The sequence below is a fragment of the Reyranella sp. genome, assembly GCF_050185545.1.
GTDB lineage: Bacteria > Pseudomonadota > Alphaproteobacteria > Reyranellales > Reyranellaceae > Reyranella.
On sequence record NZ_JBFWZI010000081.1, the window covers coordinates 4,230 to 29,893 of the forward strand.

Genomic DNA, 25,664 nt, shown 5'->3' on the forward strand with positions numbered 1-25,664 from the left:
GCCGATACCGAGGTGGAGCCGGACGAGGCGTTCGTGGTCAGCCTGGCGGCGACGTCGGCCGGCCTCGTGATCGGCACGGGCTCGGCGTCCGGCACGATCGTGAACGACGACGCGACGGTGTCGATCGCGGCGCAGTCGACGGTCCTGGCGGAAGGCAATGCCGGGCCGACCGTGTTCACCTTCACGCTGGCGCTGCGCGGCGACGTCTCCGTCGCGCACAGCTTCTCTTACGTGGTGACGGGTTCGGGAGATCATGCGGCCGACGGCGCCGACTTCGACGGCGGCGCGCTGCCGACCGGGACGGTGAGCTTTGCGCCCGGGGAGACCAGCCAGACCGTGACGGTGAACGTCGGCGGCGATACCACGGTGGAGCCCGACGAGGGCTACACCGTCACTCTGTCGGGCCCGTCGGCCGGGCTGGTGGTGGGTGTCGCTTCGGCTGGCGGCACCATCCAGAACGACGACATCGCGGTCGCGGTGACTGCTTACAACGATGCCTACGTGGTGCTGCAGGGCCAGTCGCTGACGGCGACGGCGAGCGTGCTGTCGAACGACGTCTCGGCCACGACGGCGACGCTGCTGTCGGGGCCGGCGCATGGGGCGCTGCAGCTTTCCGGCAACGGGACCTTCACCTACGCTCCCGCGACCGGGTTCTTCGGCATCGATTCGTTCGCCTACCGCGCCGGCAACGGCGGCAGCGTGGCCGACGGCGAGGTGCAGCTGCATGTCGTGCCGGTCAACGTCGGCGCGTCGACGACGCTCAATCTGCTGACGCTCACCGCCGAGGAGCAGATCGCCTCGACCTATGCGGCCTTCTTCGGCCGCGCCGCCGATGCCGGGGGCTTCGAGTTCTGGGTCGGCCAGTTTGTGCAGAACCTGCCGACGCAAGGGGCGGCGGCGCTGTTCGCCAACATCGCGAGCTCGTTCGGGATCACCGACGAGGCCAAGGCGCTCTATCCCTTCCTGGTCAACCCGTTCGGGGCGAGCGACGGCGAGATCAGCGACTTCCTCGACAGCGTGTACAACAACCTGTTCAACCGCTCGTCGGATGCCGCCGGACTGGCCTACTGGACGGGGCAGATCAAGCAGACGCTGCAGGCCGGGCAGTTCGTGGGCTCGATCCTGGTCAACATCATGAGCGGGGCGCAGGACACGGCGGCGGGCCAGGACATCACGAGCCTGATGGGCAAGGTTGCGGTGAGCCTTGCGTTCGTGCGCGAGCAGGAGGAGCATGCCACGGTGTGGGCGGGGGCCAGCGACATTGCCGCGGCGACGACGCTGCTGGAGGCCGTGACGGCCGATCCACAGAGCGTGCTCGTCGGCGTACGCAACGCGGAGGACCTGATCGCCGCACACGGCTGACGGCACTTCGCTGATTTGGGGGACGGCGCTATGGCCTGGACGGACACTCTCGGCAACAGCCAGATCAAGGCGCTGGCCGTCCAGGCGGTGGCCGACAATGTGGTGAGCTATCAGGAGATGTTCACCCTGCTCGATACCGCCACCTCGGGCGGTATCTCGGCCACCGACTACGACGATCTCAAGGCTGTCTACACGAACTGCGCCGCGCTGTTCGCCAGCGACTACGTGAAGTCGATCTCCTACAGCGTCATCTATACCAATCCGGCCAACGCCAAGTGGTGGAGCGGCGCCCAGCAGATCTCGGACGTGGCGCCGCTCGGCAACATGTCGGCCGGCATGTCGGAGCTGAATGCCGACCGCCTGGTCGCCAAGTGGTTCCTCGGCACGGACCTGCCGATGCCGGTCGTCGGCGGCGATACCGCCAACAGCAAGGCATCTTCCGGCGTTTTCGACTACGCGACGGCAACCGGCCCCCTGTTCGTGAGCGGCGCCGCGCCATCCGACATCAATCAGGGCAATGCAGGGGATTGCTACCTCGTCGCCAGCCTGGGCGCGATTGCCGACGTCGATCCCTCGCTGATCGTCAGCGCTTTCATCGACAACGGCAACGGCACCTACGGTGTCCGCTTCTACCTGAACGGCGCGCCGGTCTACGTGACGGTCAACCAAAGTGTGGCCGTCAAGGCCAACGGCCAGGTCGCCGTGGCGAGCAATACCGCACACAGCCTGAGCGGCGAGTCATGGGTCACCCTGTTCGAGAAGGCTTATGTCCAGCTCAATGCCCAGGCCAACATCAACAATGCGGACAACTGGGCGGGCGAGGCGAGCTACCAGGCGCTCGAAGGCGGCTGGGCCAATCCGATTCGCCAGGTCGCCAACCTCGGATACACCTACTATTCCGCCTACTACACGGGTGTTCCCGACGACTTCAAGACGGCGGAACACACCTCGACCAATCCGCTGACGTACAGGCAGACAATCATCGACGCGCTAAACCAGGGCGCGGTCGGCTGGCTGGGCTCGTTCGGCAACTCCTATGACGCCGGGAACGGCAAGCAGAATCTGGTCGCGGGCCATGCCTTCATGATCCTGGGCTACGACGCCGGCACCGACAAGTTCACCATCCGCAATCCCTGGGGCGGCGCCGGCAGCAGCTACAACGTGGAGTTCAAGGCTTCGCTCGGCGATTTCTGGAACTCGACGGTCAAGGGCATCGTGGCGATCTCGGACCCGGTGACGGTAGCTCCGACCTTCAACTATTCGCTGGCCTCGAGCACGACCAACGCCTCGCCGGTCATCGAGGGGCAGGCGGTCACGTTCACGATCACCCGCAGCGCCACCGGCGCGGCCTCGACGGTCTACGTATCGACCTCCCCCGACACGGCCGGCGCCGGGGACTATGCCGGTATCGACAAGGTCGCGGTCGACTTCGCCGCCTACGAAACGACCCGGACGGTCAAGATCAACACTTACGTCGACAACCTGAACGAGGGCACCGAATCGTTCCGGCTCGACCTCTTCAAGGCGGCGACCGATGCGGCGAGCGTCGGCAGTGCCACCGGTCACATCAAGGACGCAGCCGCGGCCTCGTACGTCTATACGATCACGTCGAGCGCCGGGACGGCCGGCGGCGCCGTCACAGAGGGCGGCCAGGTCGTCTTCACGGTCACGCGCAGCGGCAGTGGCAGTGCCTCGACAGTGTATCTCAGCACGTCGGCCGGCACGGCCGTTGCCGGCGATATCCAGGGCCTCGACAAGTCGCCGCTGACATTCGCCGCCTACGAGACGACCAAGACCGTGACCGTCGCCGCGTTGCAGGACAGCGTGTCGGAAGGCACCGAATCGTTCCATCTCGATCTCTACGAGAACCTGGCCACGACCACCAAGTCGGCTTCCACCTCGGCCTTCATCAAGGATGCCGCCCTGCCGTACTACGGCTACACGGTCAAATCGTCCGCCGGCAGCCCGGCCGATGGCATCCTCGAGGGCGGCGCCGTCACCTTCACCATCACCCGCAGCGGCAGTGGCACCAAGTCGGAGGTATTCGTTGCCACGGCGCCCGGCACGGCCAGCAACGCCGACTACAGCCAGCTGGCGCTGCAGTCCGTGAGCTTCTCGGCAAACCAGACCGTCGCGACGGTGACGGTCCAGACCAACGAGGATTGGTGGCTCGAGACCGACGAGTTCTTTACGCTCGACCTCTATCTCAACGCCACCGACGGCTTCCACGCCACCTACGGCACCGCCTTCATCAAGGACAAGCCGAAGCTCGACTACAACTACACGATCACCAACTCCTCCGAAGGCACTCCCACCGTCGAGGGAACCGCTATCACCTTCACCATCACGCGCGACGGGAGCGGCACCGCCTCCACGGTCTATCTCGGCACGGCACCGGGGACGGCCGACGGCAGCGACTATCAGTCGCTCGAGAGGCAGGCGCTGACCTTCGCAGCCTACGAAACAACGAAGACCATCACGATCAGCGCCTTCACCGACTCGCTGATCGAAGGGACGGAGTATTTCTGGCTCAACCTCTACCGCAACCTGTCGGACAGTGGCTACTCGGCCTTCAGCAAGGCGTCGATCCAGGACGCCGTCGCCGCCGACTACAGCTACACCATAACCAGCAGCGCACCCGACGGCAGCCCCGCGAGCGAAGGCGGCACGGTCACCTTCACGATCACGCGCAGCGGCAGCGGCACGGCATCCACCGTCTACCTCAGCACGACGCCCGGCACGGCCGATGGCAGTGATTATGAGGCATTCGACAAGGTCGCGGTGACATTCGCCGCCTACGAGACGACCAAGACCGTCACCGTAAGCACCTTCACCGACGGCGTGTCCGAGGGCGTCGAGTATTTCTGGCTCGATCTGTTCAAGAACTACGGCGACAGCACCTATTCCGCTTTCAGCAGCGCCGACATCGCCGATGCGGCGGTCTCCACCTACAGCTACGCCGTCACCAGCAGTGCATCATTCGAGTCGCCGCTGACCGAGGGCGGCACCATCACCTTCACGATCACGCGCAGCGGCAGTGGCACGGCATCGACCGTCTATGTCGGCACCGAGGCGGGCACCGCCAGCGCCGGCGGCGGGGACTACGCGGGGATTGCCGGCATCGCCGTGAACTTTGCTGCCTATGAGACCAGCAAGACGGTCACGGTCGCCACCTATACCGATGGAGTCACGGAGGGGACCGAGTATTTCTGGCTCAATCTCTATCAGAGCTACGCCGACGCCGTGGATTTCAACTGGTTCGGCTATGCCTCGGCCTACATCGCCGATGCCGTGACGGCCAACTACAGCTACACGGTCACCAGCAGCGCCCCCTCGGGAGCGCCCGTGACCGAGGGCGGCACGATCAACTTCACGATCACGCGCAGCGGCAGCGGCAGCGCCTCGACCGTCTATCTCAGCACGAGCCCGGGCACGGCCGGCAACAGCGACTATCAGGCCATCGACAAGCTCGCGCTGACCTTTGCAGCCAACGAGACGAGCAAGACGGTGACAGTCGCCACCTACACCGACGGCATCACCGAGGGCGAGGAGTACTTCTGGCTCGACCTGTACAAGAACTACAGCGACAGCAGCTACAGCACCTACGGCAGCGGCTCGATTGCCGACGCCGCGGTGGCCAACTACACCTACACCGTCGCCAGCAACGCGCCGGTCACGGCGCCAGTCGGCGAGGGTGGCACGATCACCTTAACGATTACGCGCAGCGGCAGCGGCACCGCCTCGACCGTCTATGTGAGCACGCCCAACGGCAGCGCCGGGGACAGCGACTATCAGGGCGTCTTCGCGGAAGCGGTGACTTTCGGCGCCAACGAGACGACCAAGACGATCGCCGTCGCCACCTACACCGACGGCATCGCCGAGAGCACGGAGTATTTCTGGTTCGATCTCTATCGGACCTACGCCGACGCGCTCGACGTCAACTGGTTCGACTACACCTCCGCCTACATCGCCGACGTTGCTGTCGCCAGCTACAGCTATGGTGTGACGAGCAGTGCGACCTCTGGATCGCCCGTCGTCGAGGGCGGCACGATCACGTTCACAATCACGCGCAGTGGCAGTGGCACCGCATCGACGGTCTATGTCGGCACGGAAGCCGGCACGGCCACTTCCGACGAGGGCGATTACCAGGAGCTGACGGGCATCGCGGTGAACTTCGCCGCCAACGAGACCACCAGGACCGTTACCGTCTCGACCTACGCCGACGGGGTCGTCGAAGGTGCCGAGTATTTCTGGCTCAATCTCTACAAAACGTACGCCGATGCCCTGACGCTCGACTGGTTCGACTACGCCACGGCCTACGTCGCCGATTCCGCGGTGGGCGGCTACGTCTACACGGTGACCAGCAGCGCGCCGCAGGGGTCGCCTGTCATCGAAGGCGGAGGGATAACCTTCACGATCGTGCGCAGCGGCACCGGCAGTGCGTCGACGATCTATGTCGGGACACAGGCCGGCACTGCGAGCGCCGGCGCCGGCGACTATTCAGGCCTCACCGGTCTCGCGGTCACGTTCGCCGCCAACGAGACCACCAAGACCGTCACCATCGGCACGTTCGCCGATGGCCACTTCGAAGGCAGCGAGCATTTCTGGCTCAATCTTTACGAGAGCCAAGCCGACGCGCAGGCCTTCAACTGGTTCGACTACGCCACCGCCTACATCATCGACTCCGCCGGTTCGGTTGGCGGGACCATCGACAACGCGATTCCCGCGGTCGGCGCCCCGCCGGACATGGACCCGGGCGTCAAGGTGGGGTCGCCGGCCGTCAGCGTCACGTCGTTCCCTGGCCATTCCACCGGCGCGTTCGGCAACGACTTCGCCTTCGCCGCGGTTACGGGGGACGGATCGGTCGTCGCCTGGGGCAATGCCCAGAACGGCGGCGACAGCAGCGCCGTGGCAGGCCAGCTGCACGACGTTATCGAGGTCGCGTCGAATTCCTTCGCCTTTGCCGCCCTGCGCCGGGACGGCTCTGTCGTCACGTGGGGCAACCAGAACCTGGGCGGCAACAGCGGGCCGGTGGCCAGTGCGCTCGACGGCAGGGTCGACGTCATCGGCCTGTTCTCGACCGCGACCGCGTTCGCCGCGTTGCGGGGCGACGGCTCGGTCGTGACCTGGGGCGATCCTGGCAACGGCGGCGACAGCGTCGCGGTCGCCGGCAAGCTCGGCGGCGGCATCGACGTTACCGGAATCTTCTCAAGCCTGTCGGCTTTTGCCGCGGTGCGGGCCGACGGCTCCGTGGTGACCTGGGGATTCCCTATTCTCGGCGGCGACAGCAGCGCCGTCGCCACGCAGCTCGACGGCACGGTGGACGTGATGAGCATCGCGGCCACGGGATCCGCCTTTGCCGCGCTGCGCGCCGATGGATCGGTGGTGAGCTGGGGCAATGCCAATGACGGCGGCAACAGCGGCGCTGTCGCGTCGGCGCTGAACGGCACGGTCGACGTGCTCGGGGTCGCTTCGACGACCTCCGCCTTCGCCGCTGTTCGGGCGGACGGCTCGGTCGTCACCTGGGGCGATCCCAACAATGGCGGCAACAGCACGCTGGTCGCTTCGGGGCTCGACGGAGCGCTGGATGTCGTCGCCATCGCCTCCACCAATACGGCCTTTGCCGCCCGGCGAGTGGACGGCTCGGTGGTGACCTGGGGCGACGCAGGCGGTGGCGGTTCGAGCGAGGTGGTGGCGGCCGGGCTCGACGGCACCATCGAGGTGAAGAAGATCTACGCCAACAGCTCCGCCTTCGCGGCGCTCAGGGCCGACGGCTCGGTGGTGACCTGGGGCTATGGATCCTATGGCGGCGATCACAGCGCGGTCGAGGCGGAGCTTCATGACGTCGTCAGCATCGCTGCCACGGACCACGCCTTCGCCGCCCTGAAGTCGGACGGCTCGGTCGTCACCTGGGGCGGCTTCCTGGGCGGCGGCAACGACACCGACGTGCAGGCGAAGCTCGACGGGACCATCGACGTCGTGCAGCTCTACGCGACCAGCGTCGCCTTCGCGGCACTCAGGGCCGACGGGTCGGTCGTGACGTGGGGCGACCAGCAGTTCGGCGGCGACAGCACCGTCGTTGCCCCACGGCTGACGTCGGTTGCGCAGATTGCCGACAGCAACCCGGTCGAGGATGCGATCGTACCGGTTGCGACACACGACGACGCGTTCATCGTGCTGCAGGGAAAGTCGCTGACGTTGGCAGCGAGCGTGTTGTCGAACGACGATGGCGCGACAGCCGCCACGCTGGTCGCCGGCACGGGTCACGGCACCGTGCAGCTCGCCGCTGACGGCATGGTCAGCTACGCGCCGGCGGGGGGCTTCGCAGGCACCGACTCGTTCTCCTACCAGGCGACGAACGGCAGCGGCGCGGGGGAGGGCCAGGCGCTGCTCTACGTCGTGCCGGTCCAGGTCGGGATGTCGACGACCCTCGACCTGCTGGCCCTCGATGCCGAGCAGCAGATCGCCTCGACCTATGCCGCCTTCTTCGGCCGTGCCGCCGATGTCGCGGGCTTCGAGTTCTGGGTTGGCCAGTTCGTGCAGAACCTGCCGACGCAGGGGGCGGCGGCGCTGTTCGCCAACATCGCGAGCTCGTTCGGCATCAGCGCCGAGGCCAAGGCGCTCTATCCCTTCCTGGTCAACCCGTTCGGAGCGAGCGACGGCGAGATCAGCGCCTTCCTCGACAGTGTCTACAACAACCTGTTCAACCGCTCATCGGATGCGGCGGGGCTGGCCTACTGGACGGGGCAGATCAAGCAGACGCTGCAGGCCGGGCAGTTCGTGGGCTCGGTGCTGGTCAACATCATGAGCGGGGCGCAGGACACGGCGGCGGGCCAGGACATCACCACCCTGATGGGCAAGGTTGCGGTGAGCCTCGAGTACGTGCACGAGCAGCAGGCGCACGACACGATCTGGGCGGGGGCGAGCGACATCGCCGCGGCCACGGCGCTGCTCGATACGGTGTCGGCCGAGCCGCAAAGCGTGCTGACCGGGATCAGGAATGCCGAGGTGCTGATCGCGACGCATGCGTAGGATGCGATGAGTCAAGACGATCACGACTCGCATGTCGCCGCACCTGGATAGGATCGAGGTGGTTCTTGCCGCTTCTCTGCTGGGCGGGGTTGACGTCGCGAAAATCTCGCCTAGCGTGGCAGGGGCAGGCGACGAGACGTTGCCGGTGACTGCGCAGCATCAAGGAGGATGAATAATGCACAAGCGCGAGGGTGTGACCGAGGGCGCGTTCGGCCGCGGTGCGCAGGCGGATCGGATGCTCGCCGCGCCGGCGAGCAAAACCGATGTAGCGCACCTGGCTGACGCAAAATGCTTGACTGACGCAAAACCGCTTTCGACTTCTGCTTTTGCGTCAGTCGCAAGTGCTTGATTCCAAAGGGGCACTGACGCAAAGACGCAAATGACGCAAAATCGGGCCGTGAAAAGTTTCCCTCTCGGGCAGAATGTGCGCTGGTGGCCTACCGTGTTCCCTGCGGCAGGCCGGGCGCCGGTTGCGGCTGGCGTGGTTGTGCCGGCGCCGGACGCTGCTGCTGCTGCCGAGGGGGGGCCTGCGGCTGCAGCGTTTGAAGGAAGGCGCGCACCTTCTCGGTTTCCCGCTCCTGCGCCTTCTTGCCTTCCGCTTCGTCGAGGAAGCGGTCCTTGTTGAGGTCGCTCTCGAGGAACTGGCGCAGGGCATAGGCCGTCAATTCGACCCGGCTCAGCATGCCATCCTTGTCGATGTCGATGTCCTGGAACTTTCGAATGATGAGCTTGCGGCGGATATCGATGGGCAGCAGCCCCTGCGCCTCCTTGCCGTCGGCAGGTCCGGCGAGCACCAGGTACTCCTGCTGCGAGATGCGGCCATTGTGGTCCTTGTCCAGGCGGTCGGCATCGCGCAGATGAATGTCCATCAGATCATTGAGTGCCGTGAGCCCTTCGCGCCGTCGGGCCTCGATCTGCTGCCGCTCGGCCGATTGGCGCGCCATCGCGCGCTGTACGATCAGGCGAACCTCCGGCTCGGTGAGGCGATTGTCACGGTCCGTGTCGTACTGGTTGAACTCGGAATGGACCAGGACCTCCGCCTCGGCCCGTTCGACGAAGCCGCTGCGATCGGTGTCGAGGTTCTGGAACTCGGCCTTCGCACGATTGCGCCGCTCCTCGAGCGAGGGGCCGCCCGGCGTGTCGACCGAGAAGGGCGGCTCGGCCACCCTGCTGTATTCCTCGAGCGAGAGCTTGTTGTCCTTGTTGGTGTCGAGGTCCTCGAACGACTTCATGCGATATGCCAGGAACTGCGCCCGCGTGATCTCGCCCTTCTTGTCGACATCGATCTCGGCGAACCACGAGGGCAGGGGAACCGGCGCCGGCGCCTGGCCGGCTTGCGCGGGTGGACTGGCCTGAGCAGGTGGACTGGGTTGTGCGGGCGGACTGGACTGTGCGGGCGGCGTGGCGGGTGGCCGGCTGGCCGGCCAGCCTTGCGTGGGGGGCGTCTGGGCGAAGGTGGAGGTCGCAAGCGCGAAGGTGGAAACCAGAACGGTGGAAAGAAGTCGCATCAATGTAGGTCCGCAGTGCTGCCAGAATGCTGGATGACAACGCCCAGTGCGTCGCACGCTGCACTGCATTACATCCTTGGACTGCAATCGCGTCGAAACCGTGGCGCGCCGCCAGTCTAGCCGGTCTTGTCGTGGCGCGCCTGTCGATTAAAATCGACGAAACGGTCCACGGTCGGCCGTATGGTCGCGGGGGCGTGGGGATGCAGGCTAGCGGGAGCGCGGCGAATCGTCGAAGGGCAGGACGCTGGATCGTCTCGTTCGCACTTGTCCTGGCGGCCTGGCTCGCCGGATCGGCCGCCCGGGCCAACGAGACCGGCTTCACCTGGATGGTCGATCGTCACGTCTACACGATCGCCGCCGACGGGCGCTGGGTCGGGCTGCTCGAGGCGGAGCGCAAGGCACACGACGCGCAGGCGGCGCGCGATGGCGGGCGCATCGACATCTCCTACCAGGCGAGTGTCCAGAAGATCGAAATCCTGGAGGCGCTGACGCTCAAGGCGGATGGCCGCCGCCTGCCGGTCGCAGCCGACAAGATCCTCGACATCGCCCCGCAGGTCGGGCGCGAGGTGGCGCTGTACACCGACCTCAGGACGCGCAGCATCGTATTTCCCGATCTCGAGGCCGGCGATTCGATCCGCTACGTCTATCGCCTGACCTCCACCGAGCTCACCTGGCCGGGCTTTTCCTGGAGCGCGGCGTGGCGCACGACGACGCGGACGGCACGGTCCGAGCGGATCTTCGAGCGGCCCGCCGGCATGGCCCTCGCAGAGGAGCATCACCGCCTCGATTATCAGGTCGAATCGGATGCCGATCGGGTACGCCAGACGTACTCCTGGCGCAACGAGAGGGCGATCGTCGAGGAGGCTGGATCGACGTCGCCGCTCGATTGGGCGCCGCGCTTTGTCGTTTCGACCTTCCGTTCCTATGCCGAGATCGGCGACCACTACGGCAAGCTGCATGCCGCGGCGGCGATGCCGACGCCGGAGATCGCGGCGCTGGCGGCGGAGATAGTGGGCGCGGCGTCCGACCGCGCCACCGAGGCCCGCCTGCTGTTCGAATGGACCCAGCGCAACGTGCGCTACGTCGCCGTGTCGATCGGCCGGGGCAAGCTGACGCCGACGGCGCCGATCGAGACGGTGCGCAACCGCTACGGCGACTGCAAAGCCCAGGTGGCGCTTCTCGGCGCGCTGCTGTCCGCGCGCGGCATCGAGAGCGAGCCGGCGCTCATGAACATCGCGTCGGGCCGCTACGTGCTGCCCGAGACGCCGGTCGCCGATTTCGATCATGTGATTCTTTACCTGCCCGGGCTCGACCTCTACGTCGACCCGACCTCGCAGTATTCGTCGTTCGGCGCGCTGCGCTGGAACCATGCGGACAAGCCGGTCCTGCATGCCGTCGTGGGCAAGTCGCGGGTCGCCCGCCTGCCGCGCGAGCGCGCCGAGGACAATGTCGCCGAGACGCATACGACGGTGACGATCTGGTCCGACGGGACCATGAGCGGCTCGACGCGCGAGACGGCGACTGGCGCCATGGCCGGCGACCTGCGCAGCCAGGCGGCCAGGTCCGACGCCGCCCGGGCCGCCGTCCAGCTGCGCTACTTCGGCACGCCGGGCAGGGGCCAGTGGACGAAGCGGCCTGCCCAGACTGCTGATGGCTCGGCCGAGATCGCCGGCGAGTTCAAGCTGTCGGATGCGATCGATCTCGCGGCCGGCGAGGCCCTGATGCCGCCGCCCGGCCTGCGCTTCCTGCAGCGGCCCGGTGGCTTCCTGGTCGGCAGCCACGACGTGGCGCGCACCCGGCCGTTTGCCTGCCATGCCGGCCGCCAGGTCGAGACCATCGAGGTCATTCTGCCGCGCGGCATGAAGCCGGCGCGACTGCCGGCCGACCGCCACTGGTCGGTCGCCATTGCCGAGTACAGTTCGTCCTATTCGTTCCGCGACGGCACGCTCGTCGTGCGACGCGAGTTCACCGCCCATCCCGAGAGTCAGGTCTGCACGCCCGAGCAGTCAAAGGAGCTCGTCGGCTTCCTGTCCAACCTGCGGCGCGACTACCGCTCCGTGGTGGTTTTCGACCAGCAGCCCTGAACGGCCGGCTTCAGTTGACGTTTACGTAAAGGTAACCTACATCGCCAGCGCTGGCGGACCAGCCGCCGGCGGCTCAAAGTTTCGCTGAGAAGACCGTCGACACACTGATCGGAGGAAGGCCGAGTGACCGCGCTGGCTGCCCATTACACTCCCGAACACCAGATGTTCCGCGACACCTGCCGGCGCTTCTTCGAAAAGGAGGTCGTGCCCTTCCACATGAAGTGGGAGGAGGAGGGCATTGTGCCGCGCGAGCTGTGGCGCAAGGCGGGCGAGCAGGGGCTCCTGGGCATGACCATGCCGGAGGCCTATGGCGGCGCCGGCGCCGACTTCCTCTACAGCGCCATCCTGATCGAGGAGCAGGGCAGGGCGCTGGCTTCGGGACCGGCCTTCTCGCTGCACAACGACATCGTCGTGCCCTACCTGCTGCACTACGGCACGGAAGAGCAGAAGCGGAAATGGATTCCCAAGGCCTGCTCGGGCGACCTGGTCACCGCCATCGCCATGACCGAGCCCGGCACCGGCTCGGACCTGCAGTCGGTCAAGACCAACGCGGTGATGGACGGCAATCACTGGGTGATCAATGGCTCCAAGACCTTCATCAGCAACGGCCAGCTTGCCGACCTGGTGGTTGTCGTCGCCAAAACCGATCCCAAGCTGGGCGCCAAGGGCACCTCGCTGATCGTGGTCGAGACCAGTACGCCGGGCTTCAAGCGCGGCCGCAACCTCGAGAAGATCGGCATGAAGGCGCAGGATACGTCGGAGCTGTTCTTCGACAATGTGCGGGTGCCGGCCGATCACCTGCTGGGAGGCTCCGGCATGGGCTTCATCCAGCTGATGCAGCAGTTGCCGCAGGAGCGGCTCGTGATCGCCATCCAGGCGATCGCCGCGATCGAGGCGGCGATGGAGCACACCATCGCCTACGTCAAGGAGCGCAAGGCGTTCGGCAAGCAGATCATCGATTTCCAGAACACCCGATTCAAGCTGGCCGAGCTCAAGACCAAGGCCCACGTGGCGCGCGTGTTCGTCGACGACTGCATCGCCCGCCATCTCGAGGGCAAGCTCGACGTCGCAACCGCCGCCATGGCCAAGTACTGGACCACCGACCTACAGTGCGAGGTCGTCGACCAGTGCCTGCAGTTCCACGGCGGCTACGGCTACATGTGGGAATTCCCCATCGCGCGCCTCTACGCCGACGCGCGCGTGCAAAAGATCTACGGCGGCACCAACGAGATCATGAAGGAACTGATCGGGCGTACGCTTTGATTGTCAAGGTCCTCTCCACGCAATGCGTGGGGAGGTGTCGCGTCATACGCCGACCTGCCTCCGCCGAAGCGATGCCGCTTCGGCTTCGCGCAGGCAGGCGAAGGGGTCGTGATTCATGTGGACCGCGGGCGTCCCGCCCGCTCAAGCTCAAGAGCGGGCGGGACGCCCGCGGTTCAGAGGTCCATGACCCCTCCGCCCCGTAAGACGGGGCACCACCCCGGCAGGGCTGGGGGAGGAAGACAGGTTCGAGGGTCGAGGAGAACAACCATGACCGACGCAAATATCTACCACGCCGTTCGCACGCCGCGCGGCAAGGGCCGCAAGGACGGGTCGCAGCACGAGGTGACGCCGGTGCGGCTGGCGGTAACCGCCTTGCAGGCGATCCGCGACCGCAACAAGCTCGACACCCATCTGGTCGACGACGTGGTGCTGGGCTGCGTCATGCCGATCGGCGAGCAGGGTGCCGACATCGCCCGCACCGCGACCGTGATGGCGGGCTACGCCGAATCGGTGTCGGGCGTGCAGGTCAACCGCTTCTGCGCCTCAGGCCTGGAAGCCACCAACATGGCGGCGGCGCAGGTCATGTCGGGCCAGAGCCAGGCGGCGATCGGCGGCGGCGTCGAATCGATGTCGCGCGTGCCGATGGGTTCCGATGGCGGCGCGTGGGCGATCGACCCGGCCGTCTCGATCCCGATGTATTTCGTGCCGCAGGGCATCTCGGCCGACCTGATCGCCACCAAGTACGGCATGAGCCGCGACGACGTCGACGCCTATGCCGTCGAATCGCAGAAGCGCGCTAAGCACGCCTGGGACAACGGCTACTTCAAGAAGTCGATCGTGCCGGTGAAGGACCAGAATGGCGTCCAGCTGCTGGCGCACGACGAGCTGATGCGGCCCAACACCACCATGCAGACCCTGGCCGCGCTCGACCCCAGCTTCAAGATGCAGGGCGAGATGATGCCGGGCTTCGACGCGGTGGCCCAACAGCGCTACCCGGAGGTCGAGAAGATCACGCACGTCCATCACGCCGGCAACTCGTCGGGAATCGTCGACGGCGCCGCCGCCATCTTGGTCGGCAGCAAGGAGTTCGGCGAGAGGTCTGGCCTGAAGGCGCGTGCGAGAATCCGTTCCTTCGCCTCGATCGGCTCGGAGCCGGCGATCATGCTGACCGGCCCGGCGCCGGCCTCCGAGAAGGCGCTGAAGCGCGCCGGCATGAGCGTCAAGGACATCGACCTGTTCGAGCTCAACGAAGCGTTCGCTGCCGTCGTGCTGCGCTACCTGCAGATCCTCAAGGTGCCGCACGACAAGATCAACGTTAACGGCGGCGCCATCGCCATGGGCCATCCGCTGGGCGCCACCGGCGCCATGATCCTGGGCACGGTGCTCGACGAGCTCGAGCGGCGCAACCTCTCGACCGGCCTCGCCACGCTGTGCGTTGGCGGCGGCATGGGCACCGCCACCATCATCGAGCGGGTCTAGTCAGGCTCAAGCGGACCGCTGGCGTCTCGCCCGCTCTTGTCGATGCATAAGCGGGCGAGATGCCCGCGGTCCAGAAGAGAAGGAACGCAACCATGATCACCTACAACGTCGACAGTGACGGCATCGCCACCCTCACCTGGGACATGCCGAATCGCACGATGAACGTGCTGAACGAGGCATCGATCACCGCCTATGCCGGTGCGCTCGACAGCGCGCTCAAGGACGACAAGGTCAAGGGCATTATTGTCACCTCGGGCAAGGCCGACTTCATCGCCGGCGCCGATCTCGAGATGCTGCTCGCCACCGACACGTCGGATGCCGCCAAGCTGATGGATCAGTTCAGCCAGCTGCAGCGCCTGTTCCGCCAGCAGGAAACTTCCGGCAAGCCGATCGTCGCGGCGATCAACGGCACGGCGTTGGGTGGCGGCTTCGAGATCTGCCTCGCCTGCCACTATCGCATCGCCGCGGCCAACCCCAAGGCCAAGGTCGGCCAGCCCGAGGTCAAGATCGGCCTGCTGCCGGGCGGCGGCGGCACGCAGCGCATCCCGCGCCTGATCGGCGTCATGAATGCAGCCCCTATCCTGCTCGAAGGCAAGGACCTGACGGTCGATGCCGCCAAGGGCCTCGGTCTGATCCACGACGTGGTGCCGCCGGGTGAGCTCCTGGCCAAGGCCAAGGCCTGGCTGACCGCGCCCGCCGGCGAACAGGTCGTGCCGGAGTATGCCGGCAAGGGCGCCAAGCCGATCGACGGCCGCGCCGTGCAGCCGTGGGATCGCAAGGGCTTCAGGATCCCGGGCTTCCCCGGTGGCCAGGTGTGGAGCCCGCCCGGCGTGCAGACCTTCATCGGCGGCGCCGCCATGATCCGCGCCAAGACCAACGGCGTCTATCCGGCGCCCAAGGCGATCATGAGCTGCGTCTACGAGGGCCTGCAGCTCCCGTTCGATTCGGCACTCAAGGTCGAGACGCGCTACTTCGTCTCCCTGCTGCGCGACCCGGTCGCCAAGAGCATGATCCGCACGCTGTTCTTCGGCCTGCAGGAAGCCAACAAGCTGGTACGCCGGCCCAAGGGCGTGCCGAAGCAGGAGTACAAGAAGATCGGCATCCTCGGCGCCGGCCTGATGGGCTCCGGCATCGCCACGGTATCGGTGCAGGCCGGCCTCGAGATCGTCCTGGTCGATCGTGACCAGACAGCGGCCGACAAGGGCAAGGCACACATCGCCGACGAGCTCGACAAGCTGGTGAAGCGCGGCCGCCTCACCAAGGAGCAGCGCGACGGCATGCTGGCCCGCGTCCACGCGACGCCGGATTTCGGCGCGCTGGCCGGCTGCCAGATTGCGATCGAAGCGGTGTTCGAGAATCGCGAGGTCAAGGCCGAGGCGACGAAGAAGGCCGAGGCGGCCCTTGGCGCCGACGCGGTGTTCGCTTCCAACACCTCGACCCTGCCGATCACCGGCCTCGCCGAGGCGTCGGTGCGGCCGGAGCATTTCATCGGCCTGCATTTCTTCTCGCCGGTCGAGAAGATGCCGCTGGTCGAGATCATCGTCGGCAAGAAGACCTCGCCCGAAACGCTCGCGCGTGCCATGGACTTCGTGCAGAAGATCCGCAAGACGCCGATCGTGGTGAACGACAGCCGCGGCTTCTTCACCAGCCGCGTCTGCGGCGCCTTCATCAGCGAAGGCCACCGCCTGCTGAAGGAAGGCGTGCCGGCGGCGATGATCGAGAACTGCGCCCGCTACGCCGGCATGCCGGTCGGTCCGCTGGCGCTGAACGACGAGGTCGCCATCGACCTCTCCTGGAAGATCATGGACCAGACGCGGCGCGATGCCGAGGCGGCCGGCGAGAAGTTCGAAGGCGCCGGCACCGAGGACATCCTCGAGCTGATGGTCAAGAAGCTCGAGCGCTTCGGCCGCAAGAACGGCAAGGGCTTCTACGAGTATCCGACCGACGGCAAGAAGCGGCTGTGGCCGGAGCTGCAGAAGTACTTCCCGGCCGATCCCAAGCTGCTCTATGGCGAGGGCGAGGAGAAGCGCGCCAAGGAGGACGAGATCAAGAAGCGCCTGCTCTACGTACAGGCGGTCGACACGGTGCGCTGTCTCGAGGCCAACGTGCTGACCAACCCGCAGGACGGCGATGTCGGCTCGATCATGGGCCTGGGCTTTGCGCCGCAGACCGGCGGCGCCGTCAGCCTGATCGACCAGGTCGGCGTCAAGCAGTTCGTTGCCGAGTGCGATGCGCTCGCCCAGAAGTACGGTTCGCAGTTCACCGTGCCGAAGCTCCTGCGCGACATGGCCGCCAAGGGCCAGAGCTTCTACGGCAACTACCACCCGGCCAAGGCGGCGTAGGTCCGAGTTCTGCTCCCCAGCTTCGCTGGGGAGATGTCGCCGTCCTGCGGCGACCTGCCTTCGCCGAAGCGAAGCCACTCCGGCTTCGCACAGGCAGGCGGAGGGGGCATGGCTCTTCCGGACCGCGGGCGTCCCGCCCGCTCATGATCGTGAGCGGGCGGGACGCCCACGGTCCGGAAGAGTATGAGTGACGCATTCGGTGTCTCAGTGGGAGGAATGAATGGACGCCAGGGAAATCGCAGCGCTCGCCGACCGCATCGTCGAGGGCCGGCGCAGCCGCAGACCCATGGACCTTGCCGCCGCCACCGCGAGCCTCTCTGAAGCCGATTCCTACAAGGTGCAGTTCGCCGTTCACGACCGGCTGACCGCCGACGGCAGCGATCGCATGGCCGGCTGGAAGGTCGCACTCACCCTGCCGTCGCAATACGAGCCGATGAAGCTTTCGGGCCCGGTCTTCGCCGGCATCTACCAGAGCGGTGTGCGGCCGAGCGGAACGGTGTTCGAGAAGGGGTGGCCGATCAAGGCCGGCATCGAATGCGAGATGGTGGCGCGCCTGGCCAAGGACGCGACGTCGGCCGGCGGGCGCTACGCCGCCGAGTCGATCAAGCCGTTCGTCGGCAATCTCTATTGCGGCTCCGAGGTCGTCGAGAACCGCTACACCGATGTCGCCAGGCTGAGCGGACCTGGTCGCATCGCCGACGACGTGCTGCAAGCCGCCTGCATCATCGGCACCGAGATCAAGGACTGGCAGTCGCTCGACTTCGCCGCCGTGAAGGGCCGTTCGGAGTTCGACGGCAAGGAGATCGGCGCGGGGCCGGGGGCCAACGTGATGGGCGGCGCGCTGATCTCGCTCGCCTGGCTCGCCAACAAGCTGATCGAGCATGGCAAGCATCTCAAGGCGGGCGACGTCGTGCTGACCGGGTCGGTCCATCCGCCGGTTTTCCTGCCCGGACCGGGCGTGGCGAAGACCGAGTTCGTCGGCCTGGGCGGGGCGGAGATCACGGTCAAGTAGCACTCCAGTTGACAGCCCCGGATTGGCCGCCTAACACTTAACTATAAGGTTAAGCGATAAGGATGGACGGTCATGTCGAGTTGCAGCATCGTCGGCGTCGAGCGCCAGTTCACTGCTATCGTGAGAGCGAGTGTACCGTTCGCCGGGATTCCGGAAGCTCAGCGCAACGCCCGCGCCAAGCTCGATGCGGCGCTTCCGTCGCTCGAGGCCGGCCCGATTGGACGCCCGCTCACGCGCTTCCGGACGCCGGCCGAAGGCAAGCTCGACATGGAGATCGGCACCATCGTCGCGCGGCCCTTCGCTGCTCGGAGCGACGTCGTGCCGTCGGATCTGCCGGCAGGCCGCGCCGCGCATTTCCGGCTCGAGGGTTCATTCGACGGCATGCCGGGTGCGTGGCAGACCCTGTTCGACTGGTGCAAGGCGGAACAGCTTGCGCTCTCGGGGATCAACTGGGAGATCTACAGCCCGTGGGAGGGCGTCGATCCGGCGCAGCTGGAAACCGATCTCTACGCCCTGCTGGCGTGATCGTGGAGCAGAGGCGCATCCGATCGATGAACTGTCATCGCCGGGGGCGCGCCACTCCAGTGTGCATTCTTTGTCTATCGAACGGCCGATGAGCGCCATCGGAGTGGCGCGCCCCCAACGGCAGAATCGCTTCAGCGCGGCGCGATGACGATCTTGCCGACCACGTCGCGGTTGGCCAGCGACCGCAGCGCCGTCGCCGCTTCTGCGAGCGGGTAGACCCTATCGATCGGCGCCCTGAGCTTGCCCGTCTCGAACCATGACAGCAGGCGGCGGAACTCGGCACGCCCGTGCTCGGGTTCGCGGCGCATGTAGTCACCGTAGAACACGCCGATGGCGTCGCAGCCCTTGAGCAGCAGCAGGTTGGCCGGCAGTCGCGGGATCTCGCCGGCGGTGAAGCCGACCACGAGAAAGCGGCCACGCCAGGCGGTCGAGCGCAGCGCGGGCTCGCTCATGGCGCCGCCCACCGTGTCGTAGACGATGTCGACGCCCTTGCCATCGGTAAACGCCGCGATCGCCTCGCGCAGGTTGCCCGTGGAATAGTTGACGACGGCATCGGCGCCGGCCGCGGTGACCTTTGCCAGCTTGGCGTCGCTCCCGCCCGCCGCGAGCACGCGCGCGCCCAGGAGCTTGGCCAGCTGCACCGCCGCCATGCCGACGCCGCCGGTGGCGCCAAGCACCAGGACGCTTTCGCCCGCAACGAGGCGCGCGCGATCGGCGAGGGCGTGCAGCGACGTGCCGTAGGCCGAGCCGATCACCGCGCCGGTGTTGAAGTCGATCGCCGACGGCAGGGGCACCAGTCGCGCTTCTGCGACCACGACCTCGTCGGCGAAACCGCCCGACCCCACCGAGCAGCGTACGCGGGCGCCGACGGCGACTTGGGAAACGCCCGGACCGACCTCGACGACGACACCGGCGACCTCGCCGCCAGGCGCGAACGGGAAGCCGGGCTTGAACTGGTACTTGCCCTGCAGCATCAGCAGGTCGGGAAAGTTGACGCCGCTCGCATGCACCTCGACGCGCACCTGCCCTGGCTGCAAGGGCGGCGACGGAAGGTCCTCCAGGACGAGGCTCTCGGGCGGGCCGAAGGCCCGGCAGATCATGGCTTTCAAGTCTGACCCCTCATGCGGGCTCGATGGATAAGTCGCTCTGGATCTCGCTAGGCCGAAGTAAAGGTTCCTCGCTGCGCCGGGAGCGCGCCACTCCCGTGGCGCTCATAGGCTGCGTGATCGACAAGAAGAGCACCACGGGAGTGGCGCGCTCCCAGCGAATGACCGTCAAAGTTGGCGCCTATGAGTGGCGCGCTCCTGGTGCTGAATCAATCCGCCGCCTTCTGCTCGATGAAGGTCAGCATGCCGTCGCTGCGTTCGCCCTTCAGATAGCGGAACGTGCCGGTGCCGGTGGCGATCAGGTCGCCCTTCTGGTCATAGATCTCGGTCTCGGCAGCGAAGGTGCTCTGGCTGGCCGAGGGGCGCCAGGCGCCGAGGATCGTCAGGGTGTCGCCGTCGCGTGCCGCCTTGATGAATTGCGTGGTGAAGGCGAGCGTGACGCTCAGCCGTCGTGCTGTCGCGGTGTCGTTGAACGTGCAGGCGAATCCGCTCGCCGAGTCGAGCAGGGTCATCAGGACACCTCCGTGCAACAGGCCGTTGGCGTTGCACAGTTCCGGCCGGACAGCGAGCCTCATCTCCACGAAGCCGGGTCGCCAGGATACCACCTCGTGGCCGATCAGCCCGTTGAAGCCGCGGAACACGTGGGCGGCGACCGGCCGGGCATCGGCCGGTCGTTGGATCGGCATGTCGAAGGACGCGTGCCGGGCTAGCGGCGCGCCATGGCCGACAGTGGCGGGCGCTGCCCGTTGGTGACGGGCCGCATGGCCGCCGGCGCCGCCGTTGCCGGCTGGGCCGCCATGCCGGTTCGAATATCGCGCGCCACTTTGACCAGGCGCGGACCCCAATCGGCCTCCAGCCGGTCACGGCTGATCTGGTAGATCGGCGCCGAAGCGTTGATGGCGTAGGCGGCCGTGCCGTCGGAATTGCGCAGCGGCGCGCCGACGCCGCACAGCTCGGGCAGCCATTCGCCCCAGGTGACGCAGAAACCGCGGTCGGCCAGTTCCTTGAACGAGCGCTCGAGGCCGGTCTTGACCTTGGTCCAATCGTCGCGCCAGCGCCGGCGGATGGCATCGAGCTGCTTGTTGCGCTCGGCCTCGGGCAGCGAGAACAGGTAGGCGCGGCCGATCGCCGTGGTCGCCATCGGCACACGCGTGCCGACGTCGTGCGTGATCGCCACGACCGACGGGCCGCGGCAGGCTTCGAGATAGATCATCGAATGACGGTCGCGGCCGCCGAGCGCCGTCGAGGCGTTGAGCGCGTGCGCGATCTGCTCGAGCGGCTGGCGTGAGGCGCGGCGCACATCCATGCTCGAGATCGCGGCATAGCCCAGCGCCAGCACCGAGGCGCCGAGCTCGTACTTGCGGAAGCGGCGGATGTAGTTGAGGTAGCCCAGCTCGGTCAGGGTGTGGGTGAGACGGGCGACCGTCGGCTTGGGAAGGCCGGTGCGATGGGCAATCTCCTGGTTGCCAAGCATGCCCTCGCCGGCGTGGAAGGCGCGCAGGATGTCGAGGCCGCGGGCGAGCGCGGTGACGAACTGGCGGTCCTTGCCGGTGGAACCCTCGGCGAGGCCACTCTCGAGCGAGCTCTGGAAGGCGGCGGTTCGGGTGACCAGATGACTGACGTTGCCCATTGCGTTTTTCTCCTATGAATGGCCGTTTATTTCGTTGCGGGGCGAAACGTGCCACCGCCTCGCCAATGCCGCAATGCGCGAACGAAGGTTTTGACATGCGAACGTGCAAAGCCGCCATGTCACAGCTGCGTGATTCGCCGTCGAAGAGCGAAATTTGCCGATAAAGCAGGCGTTATTTGATGACCGGCGGCAGGCTCCACAGCCTGTCGCTGGCCCTCGCGGACGCGGACGGCTACGATCAACCGAGACCCCCGAGAGGCGAAATTGGCAAAAGAACCCACGCTGCCCAAGGAACTAACCACCCTGTCGTTCGAGGATGCCCTGAAGGAGCTGGAGGCGATCGTCCAGCAGCTCGAACGCGGCCAGGTCAAGCTCGACGAGGCCATTACCGCCTATGAGCGGGGGGCCCTCCTGAAGCGCCACTGCGAGCAGAAGCTCGCCGAAGCCAAGATGAAAGTGGAAAAGATCGTCTTTTCAGCCGACGGATCGGTCGGCAGCCAGCCCACCGACCTCCAGTAAGCCTTCCCATCATGCCGCTGTCGTCACACAAGCGCTTCGACGCCGCGCTGGAGTTTGCTGCGCAATCGGTCGAGCGCACCATGGAACGCCTGCTGCCCAGGGGCGAGACCGGGGAGGCGCGGGTGTTCGAGGCGATGCGCTATTCCAGCCTTAACGGCGGCAAGCGCCTGCGCGCCTTCTTCGTCCTGGCTGGCGCCACGCTTTTCAAGGTTTCCGCCCTGTCGGCTCTGCGCACGGCCAGCGCCGTCGAGTTCGTGCACGCCTATTCGCTGATCCATGACGATCTGCCGGCGATGGACGACGACGATCTGCGGCGCGGTAAGCCCTCCTGTCACAAGCAGTTCGACGAGGCGACCGCCATCCTGGCCGGCGACGCCCTGCAGGCCCTGGCCTTCGAGGTGCTGGCCCACGAGGATACGCACGGCGACCCGGCAGTGCGCACCCACCTGGTGGCCGAGCTCGCCAAGGCGGTGGGTGCCCATGGCATGGTGGGGGGCCAGATGCTCGACATGCTGGCCGAGGGCCAGGCGGCCAGGGAAATGTCGATCGGCGCCATCACCCGCCTCCAGAGGCTCAAGACGGGGGCGCTGATCTCGTTTTCCTGCACGTCAGGGGCAATCCTGGGCAAGGCGAGCGAATCGCTGCGGATGGCCCTGGCGGCCTATGCTCACGATCTCGGGCTCGCCTTCCAGATTGTCGACGATCTGCTGGACATCGAGGGCGACGCTGCCCAACTCGGCAAGACGCCCGGCAAGGATGCGGCGGCTGGCAAGGCCACTTTCGTGTCGATTCTCGGGCGCGAACGTGCCCGCGCCCAGGCGAACCTCCTGGCGCGCCAGGCAGCCCAGCACCTCGAGCCGTTCGGCGAAGCGGCCGACCTCCTGAAGCAGGCCGCTGAATTCGTTGTCGCACGGCAGGCATAGCGCCGCCGGCGGGAGTATGATGTATCCATGACAAGGAAGAGCGCGACGCCACTTCTCGACACTGTCGACACGCCGGCCGATATCCGTGGCCTGCGCGCCGAACAGCTGCGTCAGCTGGCCGACGAGCTGCGTCAGGAGACGATCTCGGCCGTCTCGGTCACCGGCGGTCACCTCGGTGCCGGCCTGGGCGTGGTCGAGCTCACCGTGGCCCTGCATCGCGTGTTCGATACGCCGAACGACCGCCTGATCTGGGATGTCGGCCACCAGGCCTATCCGCACAAGATCGTCACCGGCCGCCGCAGCCGCATCCGAACCCTGCGTCAGGAGGGCGGGCTGTCGGGCTTCACCCGACGCAGCGAGAGCGAATACGATCCGTTCGGCGCGGCCCACTCCTCGACCTCGATCTCGGCCGGGTTGGGCATGGCCGTCGCGCGCGATCTCGCCGGCGGCAAGAACCACGTGGTCGCCGTGATCGGCGATGGCGCGATGAGCGCCGGGATGGCCTACGAGGCTATGAACAACGCCGGTGCGCTGCGCAGCCGGCTGATCGTCGTGCTGAACGACAACGACATGTCGATTGCCCCGCCGGTCGGTGCGCTGTCGGGCCATCTCTCGCGCCTGCTGTCGGGGCCGCCCTATGTCAGCCTGCGCAATCTTGGCCGCACGTTTGCCGAGGCCCTGCCGCGGCCACTCGAGATGGCAGCGCGGCGCGCCGAGGAGTTCGCGCGGGGCTTCGTGGCCGGCGGCACGCTGTTCGACGAGCTGGGCTTCTACTACGTCGGGCCGGTCGACGGGCACAATCTCGACCATCTGCTGCCGGTGCTGAAGAACGCCCGGGACAGCCGGCTCGACAAGCCGATCCTGGTCCATGTCGTGACCAAGAAGGGCAAGGGCTATCCGCCGGCCGAGGCGAGCGAGGACAAGTACCACGGCGTCGTCAAGTTCGACGTCATCACCGGCAAGCAGTCCAAGCCGGTCGCGAACGCGCCACAATACACCGCCGTGTTCGCCAAGGCCCTGATCGCGGAGGCGGAGGCCGATCGGCGGGTCGTCGCCATCACCGCCGCCATGCCGTCCGGCACCGGGCTCGACAAGTTCGCCGAGCGCTTCCCCGAGCGCAGCTTCGATGTCGGCATCGCCGAGCAGCATGGCGTCACCTTCGCCGCGGGGCTCGCCTGCGAGGGCTTCAAGCCCTTCGCCGCGATCTACTCGACCTTCCTGCAACGGGCCTTCGACCAGGTGGTGCACGACGTCGCCATCCAGAAGCTGCCGGTGCGCTTCGCAATCGATCGCGCCGGCCTGGTCGGCGCCGACGGTGCGACCCATGCCGGGTCGTACGATATCGGCTATCTGGGCGCTCTGCCCGGCTTCGTGGTGATGGCGGCGGCCGACGAACTCGAGCTCATGCACATGGTCGCCACCGCGGCCGCGATCGACGATAGGCCGAGCGCCTTCCGCTATCCACGCGGCGAGGGCGTCGGCGTCGAGCTGCCGGCAAGGGGCACGCCCATCGAGATCGGCAAGGGCCGGATCGTGCGCGAAGGCACCAAGATCGCGATCCTGAATTTCGGCGCCCGCTTGCGCGAATGCCTGGTTGCCGCCGAGGATCTTGCCGCCAAGGGGCTGAGCACGACGGTGGCCGATGCGCGCTTCGCCAAGCCGCTCGATACGGACCTGGTGCGCCGCCTGGCGCGCGAGCACGAGGTTCTGATCACGATCGAGGAGGGCGCGATCGGCGGCTTCGCCAGCCATGTCCTGCACGATCTGGCGACCGCCGGCCTGCTCGATGGCGGATTGAAGATTCGGCCGTTGATCCTGCCCGATCGCTTCATCGATCACGCCGCTCCGGCCAAACAGTACGACTGGGCCGGTCTCAATGCCCCGCAGATCGTCGCCGCCGCGCTCGAGGCGCTGGGCCGCGACGTGCGGTCGATTAGAAGGCCGAGCGCTTAGTTGGCTTCCCCCGTCATACGGGGGAGGTGGCCCGAAGGGCCGGAGGGGGAAGGCCGCAGTCGGCAGTTTTCTGATTCCGATGTCAGAATCTCAAGCAACTTCACTGCCGCCTTCCCCCCTCCGCCCCGTATGACGGGGCACCTCCCCCCGATGACGGGGGAGGAATTGGAGATGCGCGTCCTCAGTCCTTCGGCTGCGGAACGATGCGCAGGTAGGGCTTCGGAGCTTTCCAGCCGCTGGGGAACTTGATCTTGGCCTGCTCGTCGGAAACTGCCGGCACGATGATCACGTCCTCACCGCGCTTCCAGTTCACGGGCGTCGCCACCTGGTGCTTGGCGGTCAGCTGGCAGGATTCGAGAAGGCGCAGCACCTCGTCGAAGTTGCGGCCCGAGCTCATCGGATAGGTGAGCATCGCCTTGATCTTCTTGTCGGGACCGATGATGAACACCGAACGCACGGTGGCATTGTCGGCGGCGGTACGGCCTTCCGAGGTGGTGCCGGCGCTCTCGGGCAGCATGTCATAGGCGGTCGCCACCTTGAGCTCCGGATCGCCGATCATCGGGTAGGTGACGGCGTGGCCCTGCGTCTCCTCGATGTCCTTGGCCCACTTGGAATGGTTGGACACCGGATCGACCGACAGACCGATGATCTTGGTGTTGCGCTTGTCGAACTCAGGCTTGAGGCCGGCCATGTAGCCCAGCTCGGTGGTGCAGACCGGGGTGAAATCCTTGGGATGAGAGAACAGGATTGCCCAGCTGTCGCCGATCCAGTTGTGGAACTCGATCGGTCCCTGGGTCGTCTCGGCCTTGAAGTCAGGCGCGGTGGAGTTGATGCGAAGCGTCATGGTGAAACCCCCTCTTGGCTGTCTTTCGACGGAAGGAAAGTCGTCATTCCGGGCCCGTTGGTCAAGGCTTGGGAGGGATCCG

16 protein-coding genes are annotated in these 25,664 nt (G+C 66.6%); 11 read left to right on the forward strand and 5 right to left on the reverse strand.

The features are described from left to right. Both AB7O82_RS20775 and AB7O82_RS20780 read left to right on the forward strand, forming a co-directional pair. The coding region (locus AB7O82_RS20775) for a DUF4214 domain-containing protein (protein ID WP_428620054.1) at positions 1 to 1,362 on the forward strand (1,362 nt) is incomplete at its 5' end. 30 nt (positions 1,363 to 1,392) lie between these two features. Then, a complete protein-coding gene (locus AB7O82_RS20780; RefSeq protein WP_428536626.1) occupies positions 1,393 to 8,394 on the forward strand; it encodes a Calx-beta domain-containing protein in 7,002 nt (2,333 codons plus the stop codon). A 437-nt stretch (positions 8,395 to 8,831) separates the two neighbouring features. Here the strand turns inward: AB7O82_RS20780 and AB7O82_RS20785 are convergent, their stop codons facing one another. After that, on the reverse strand, positions 8,832 to 9,902 hold the full coding sequence (locus AB7O82_RS20785; protein ID WP_428620055.1) for an EF-hand domain-containing protein: 1,071 nt from the start codon (positions 9,900 to 9,902) through the stop codon (positions 8,832 to 8,834). Between the two features lie 200 nt (positions 9,903 to 10,102). On the opposite strand from AB7O82_RS20785, the gene AB7O82_RS20790 reads away from it, so the two are divergent. The 6 genes from AB7O82_RS20790 to AB7O82_RS20815 all read left to right on the forward strand — a co-directional run bounded on the left by AB7O82_RS20790 (position 10,103) and on the right by AB7O82_RS20815 (position 18,607). Next, positions 10,103 to 11,986, forward strand: a complete 1,884-nt coding sequence (locus AB7O82_RS20790) for a DUF3857 domain-containing transglutaminase family protein (RefSeq protein WP_428536620.1) — start codon at positions 10,103 to 10,105, stop codon at positions 11,984 to 11,986. A gap of 123 nt (positions 11,987 to 12,109) precedes the next feature. Further along, positions 12,110 to 13,249, forward strand: a complete 1,140-nt coding sequence (locus AB7O82_RS20795) for an acyl-CoA dehydrogenase family protein (protein ID WP_428536617.1) — start codon at positions 12,110 to 12,112, stop codon at positions 13,247 to 13,249. Between the two features lie 267 nt (positions 13,250 to 13,516). Then, a complete protein-coding gene (locus AB7O82_RS20800; protein ID WP_428620056.1) occupies positions 13,517 to 14,728 on the forward strand; it encodes an acetyl-CoA C-acetyltransferase in 1,212 nt (403 codons plus the stop codon). A 92-nt stretch (positions 14,729 to 14,820) separates the two neighbouring features. After that, a complete protein-coding gene (locus AB7O82_RS20805) occupies positions 14,821 to 17,070 on the forward strand; it encodes a 3-hydroxyacyl-CoA dehydrogenase NAD-binding domain-containing protein (RefSeq protein WP_428620058.1) in 2,250 nt (749 codons plus the stop codon). Positions 17,071 to 17,290: 220 nt separating this feature from the next. Beyond that, positions 17,291 to 18,082 (forward strand): 2-keto-4-pentenoate hydratase, encoded by a 792-nt coding sequence (locus AB7O82_RS20810; protein WP_428620060.1) that lies wholly within the window; start codon positions 17,291 to 17,293, stop codon positions 18,080 to 18,082. A gap of 72 nt (positions 18,083 to 18,154) precedes the next feature. Then, on the forward strand, positions 18,155 to 18,607 hold the full coding sequence (locus AB7O82_RS20815; RefSeq protein WP_428536605.1) for a GyrI-like domain-containing protein: 453 nt from the start codon (positions 18,155 to 18,157) through the stop codon (positions 18,605 to 18,607). Between the two features lie 131 nt (positions 18,608 to 18,738). On the opposite strand, the gene AB7O82_RS20820 is transcribed toward AB7O82_RS20815, so the two are convergent. From AB7O82_RS20820 to AB7O82_RS20830, 3 genes are all read right to left on the reverse strand, one after another. Further along, positions 18,739 to 19,707 carry an NADPH:quinone oxidoreductase family protein gene (locus tag AB7O82_RS20820; protein WP_428536825.1) on the reverse strand — a complete coding sequence of 323 codons (969 nt, stop codon included), beginning with the start codon at positions 19,705 to 19,707 and terminating at the stop codon, positions 18,739 to 18,741. Between the two features lie 215 nt (positions 19,708 to 19,922). Next, a complete protein-coding gene (locus AB7O82_RS20825) occupies positions 19,923 to 20,399 on the reverse strand; it encodes a PaaI family thioesterase (protein ID WP_428536602.1) in 477 nt (158 codons plus the stop codon). Positions 20,400 to 20,419: 20 nt separating this feature from the next. Then, positions 20,420 to 21,343, reverse strand: a complete 924-nt coding sequence (locus tag AB7O82_RS20830) for an IclR family transcriptional regulator (RefSeq protein ID WP_428536599.1) — start codon at positions 21,341 to 21,343, stop codon at positions 20,420 to 20,422. A 264-nt stretch (positions 21,344 to 21,607) separates the two neighbouring features. Between AB7O82_RS20830 and AB7O82_RS20835 the strand changes: the two genes are divergently transcribed. From AB7O82_RS20835 to dxs, 3 genes are read left to right on the forward strand one after another with little or no spacing between them, the layout of a single operon-like run. Then, on the forward strand, positions 21,608 to 21,862 hold the full coding sequence (locus tag AB7O82_RS20835; RefSeq protein ID WP_428536596.1) for an exodeoxyribonuclease VII small subunit: 255 nt from the start codon (positions 21,608 to 21,610) through the stop codon (positions 21,860 to 21,862). A gap of 11 nt (positions 21,863 to 21,873) precedes the next feature. Then, on the forward strand, positions 21,874 to 22,785 hold the full coding sequence (locus tag AB7O82_RS20840; protein WP_428536593.1) for a polyprenyl synthetase family protein: 912 nt from the start codon (positions 21,874 to 21,876) through the stop codon (positions 22,783 to 22,785). A 27-nt stretch (positions 22,786 to 22,812) separates the two neighbouring features. Next, positions 22,813 to 24,738, forward strand: coding sequence for a 1-deoxy-D-xylulose-5-phosphate synthase (gene dxs / locus AB7O82_RS20845; RefSeq protein WP_428536590.1), 1,926 nt, complete (start codon positions 22,813 to 22,815; stop codon positions 24,736 to 24,738). 181 nt (positions 24,739 to 24,919) lie between these two features. On the opposite strand, the gene AB7O82_RS20850 is transcribed toward dxs, so the two are convergent. Further along, complete coding sequence (locus AB7O82_RS20850; RefSeq protein ID WP_428536587.1) at positions 24,920 to 25,582, reverse strand: peroxiredoxin; 663 nt, start codon at positions 25,580 to 25,582, stop codon at positions 24,920 to 24,922. Positions 25,583 to 25,664: the final 82 nt, after the last annotated feature.

What these genes read in the sequence shown, in the direction of transcription:
- AB7O82_RS20780 (WP_428536626.1), top strand. Translation starts at nt 1,393, where the DNA reads ATGGCCTGGACGGACACTCTCGGCAACAGCCAGATCAAGGCGCTGGCC.
- AB7O82_RS20800 (WP_428620056.1), top strand. Translation starts at nt 13,517, where the DNA reads ATGACCGACGCAAATATCTACCACGCCGTTCGCACGCCGCGCGGCAAG.
- AB7O82_RS20810 (WP_428620060.1), top strand. Translation starts at nt 17,291, where the DNA reads ATGGACGCCAGGGAAATCGCAGCGCTCGCCGACCGCATCGTCGAGGGC.
- AB7O82_RS20785 (WP_428620055.1), bottom strand. Translation starts at nt 9,902, where the DNA reads ATGCGACTTCTTTCCACCGTTCTGGTTTCCACCTTCGCGCTTGCGACC.
- dxs (WP_428536590.1), top strand. Translation starts at nt 22,813, where the DNA reads ATGACAAGGAAGAGCGCGACGCCACTTCTCGACACTGTCGACACGCCG.
- AB7O82_RS20850 (WP_428536587.1), bottom strand. Translation starts at nt 25,582, where the DNA reads ATGACGCTTCGCATCAACTCCACCGCGCCTGACTTCAAGGCCGAGACG.
- AB7O82_RS20825 (WP_428536602.1), bottom strand. Translation starts at nt 20,399, where the DNA reads ATGCCGATCCAACGACCGGCCGATGCCCGGCCGGTCGCCGCCCACGTG.
- AB7O82_RS20820 (WP_428536825.1), bottom strand. Translation starts at nt 19,707, where the DNA reads ATGATCTGCCGGGCCTTCGGCCCGCCCGAGAGCCTCGTCCTGGAGGAC.
- AB7O82_RS20830 (WP_428536599.1), bottom strand. Translation starts at nt 21,343, where the DNA reads ATGGGCAACGTCAGTCATCTGGTCACCCGAACCGCCGCCTTCCAGAGC.
- AB7O82_RS20840 (WP_428536593.1), top strand. Translation starts at nt 21,874, where the DNA reads ATGCCGCTGTCGTCACACAAGCGCTTCGACGCCGCGCTGGAGTTTGCT.
- AB7O82_RS20805 (WP_428620058.1), top strand. Translation starts at nt 14,821, where the DNA reads ATGATCACCTACAACGTCGACAGTGACGGCATCGCCACCCTCACCTGG.
- AB7O82_RS20790 (WP_428536620.1), top strand. Translation starts at nt 10,103, where the DNA reads ATGCAGGCTAGCGGGAGCGCGGCGAATCGTCGAAGGGCAGGACGCTGG.
- AB7O82_RS20815 (WP_428536605.1), top strand. Translation starts at nt 18,155, where the DNA reads ATGTCGAGTTGCAGCATCGTCGGCGTCGAGCGCCAGTTCACTGCTATC.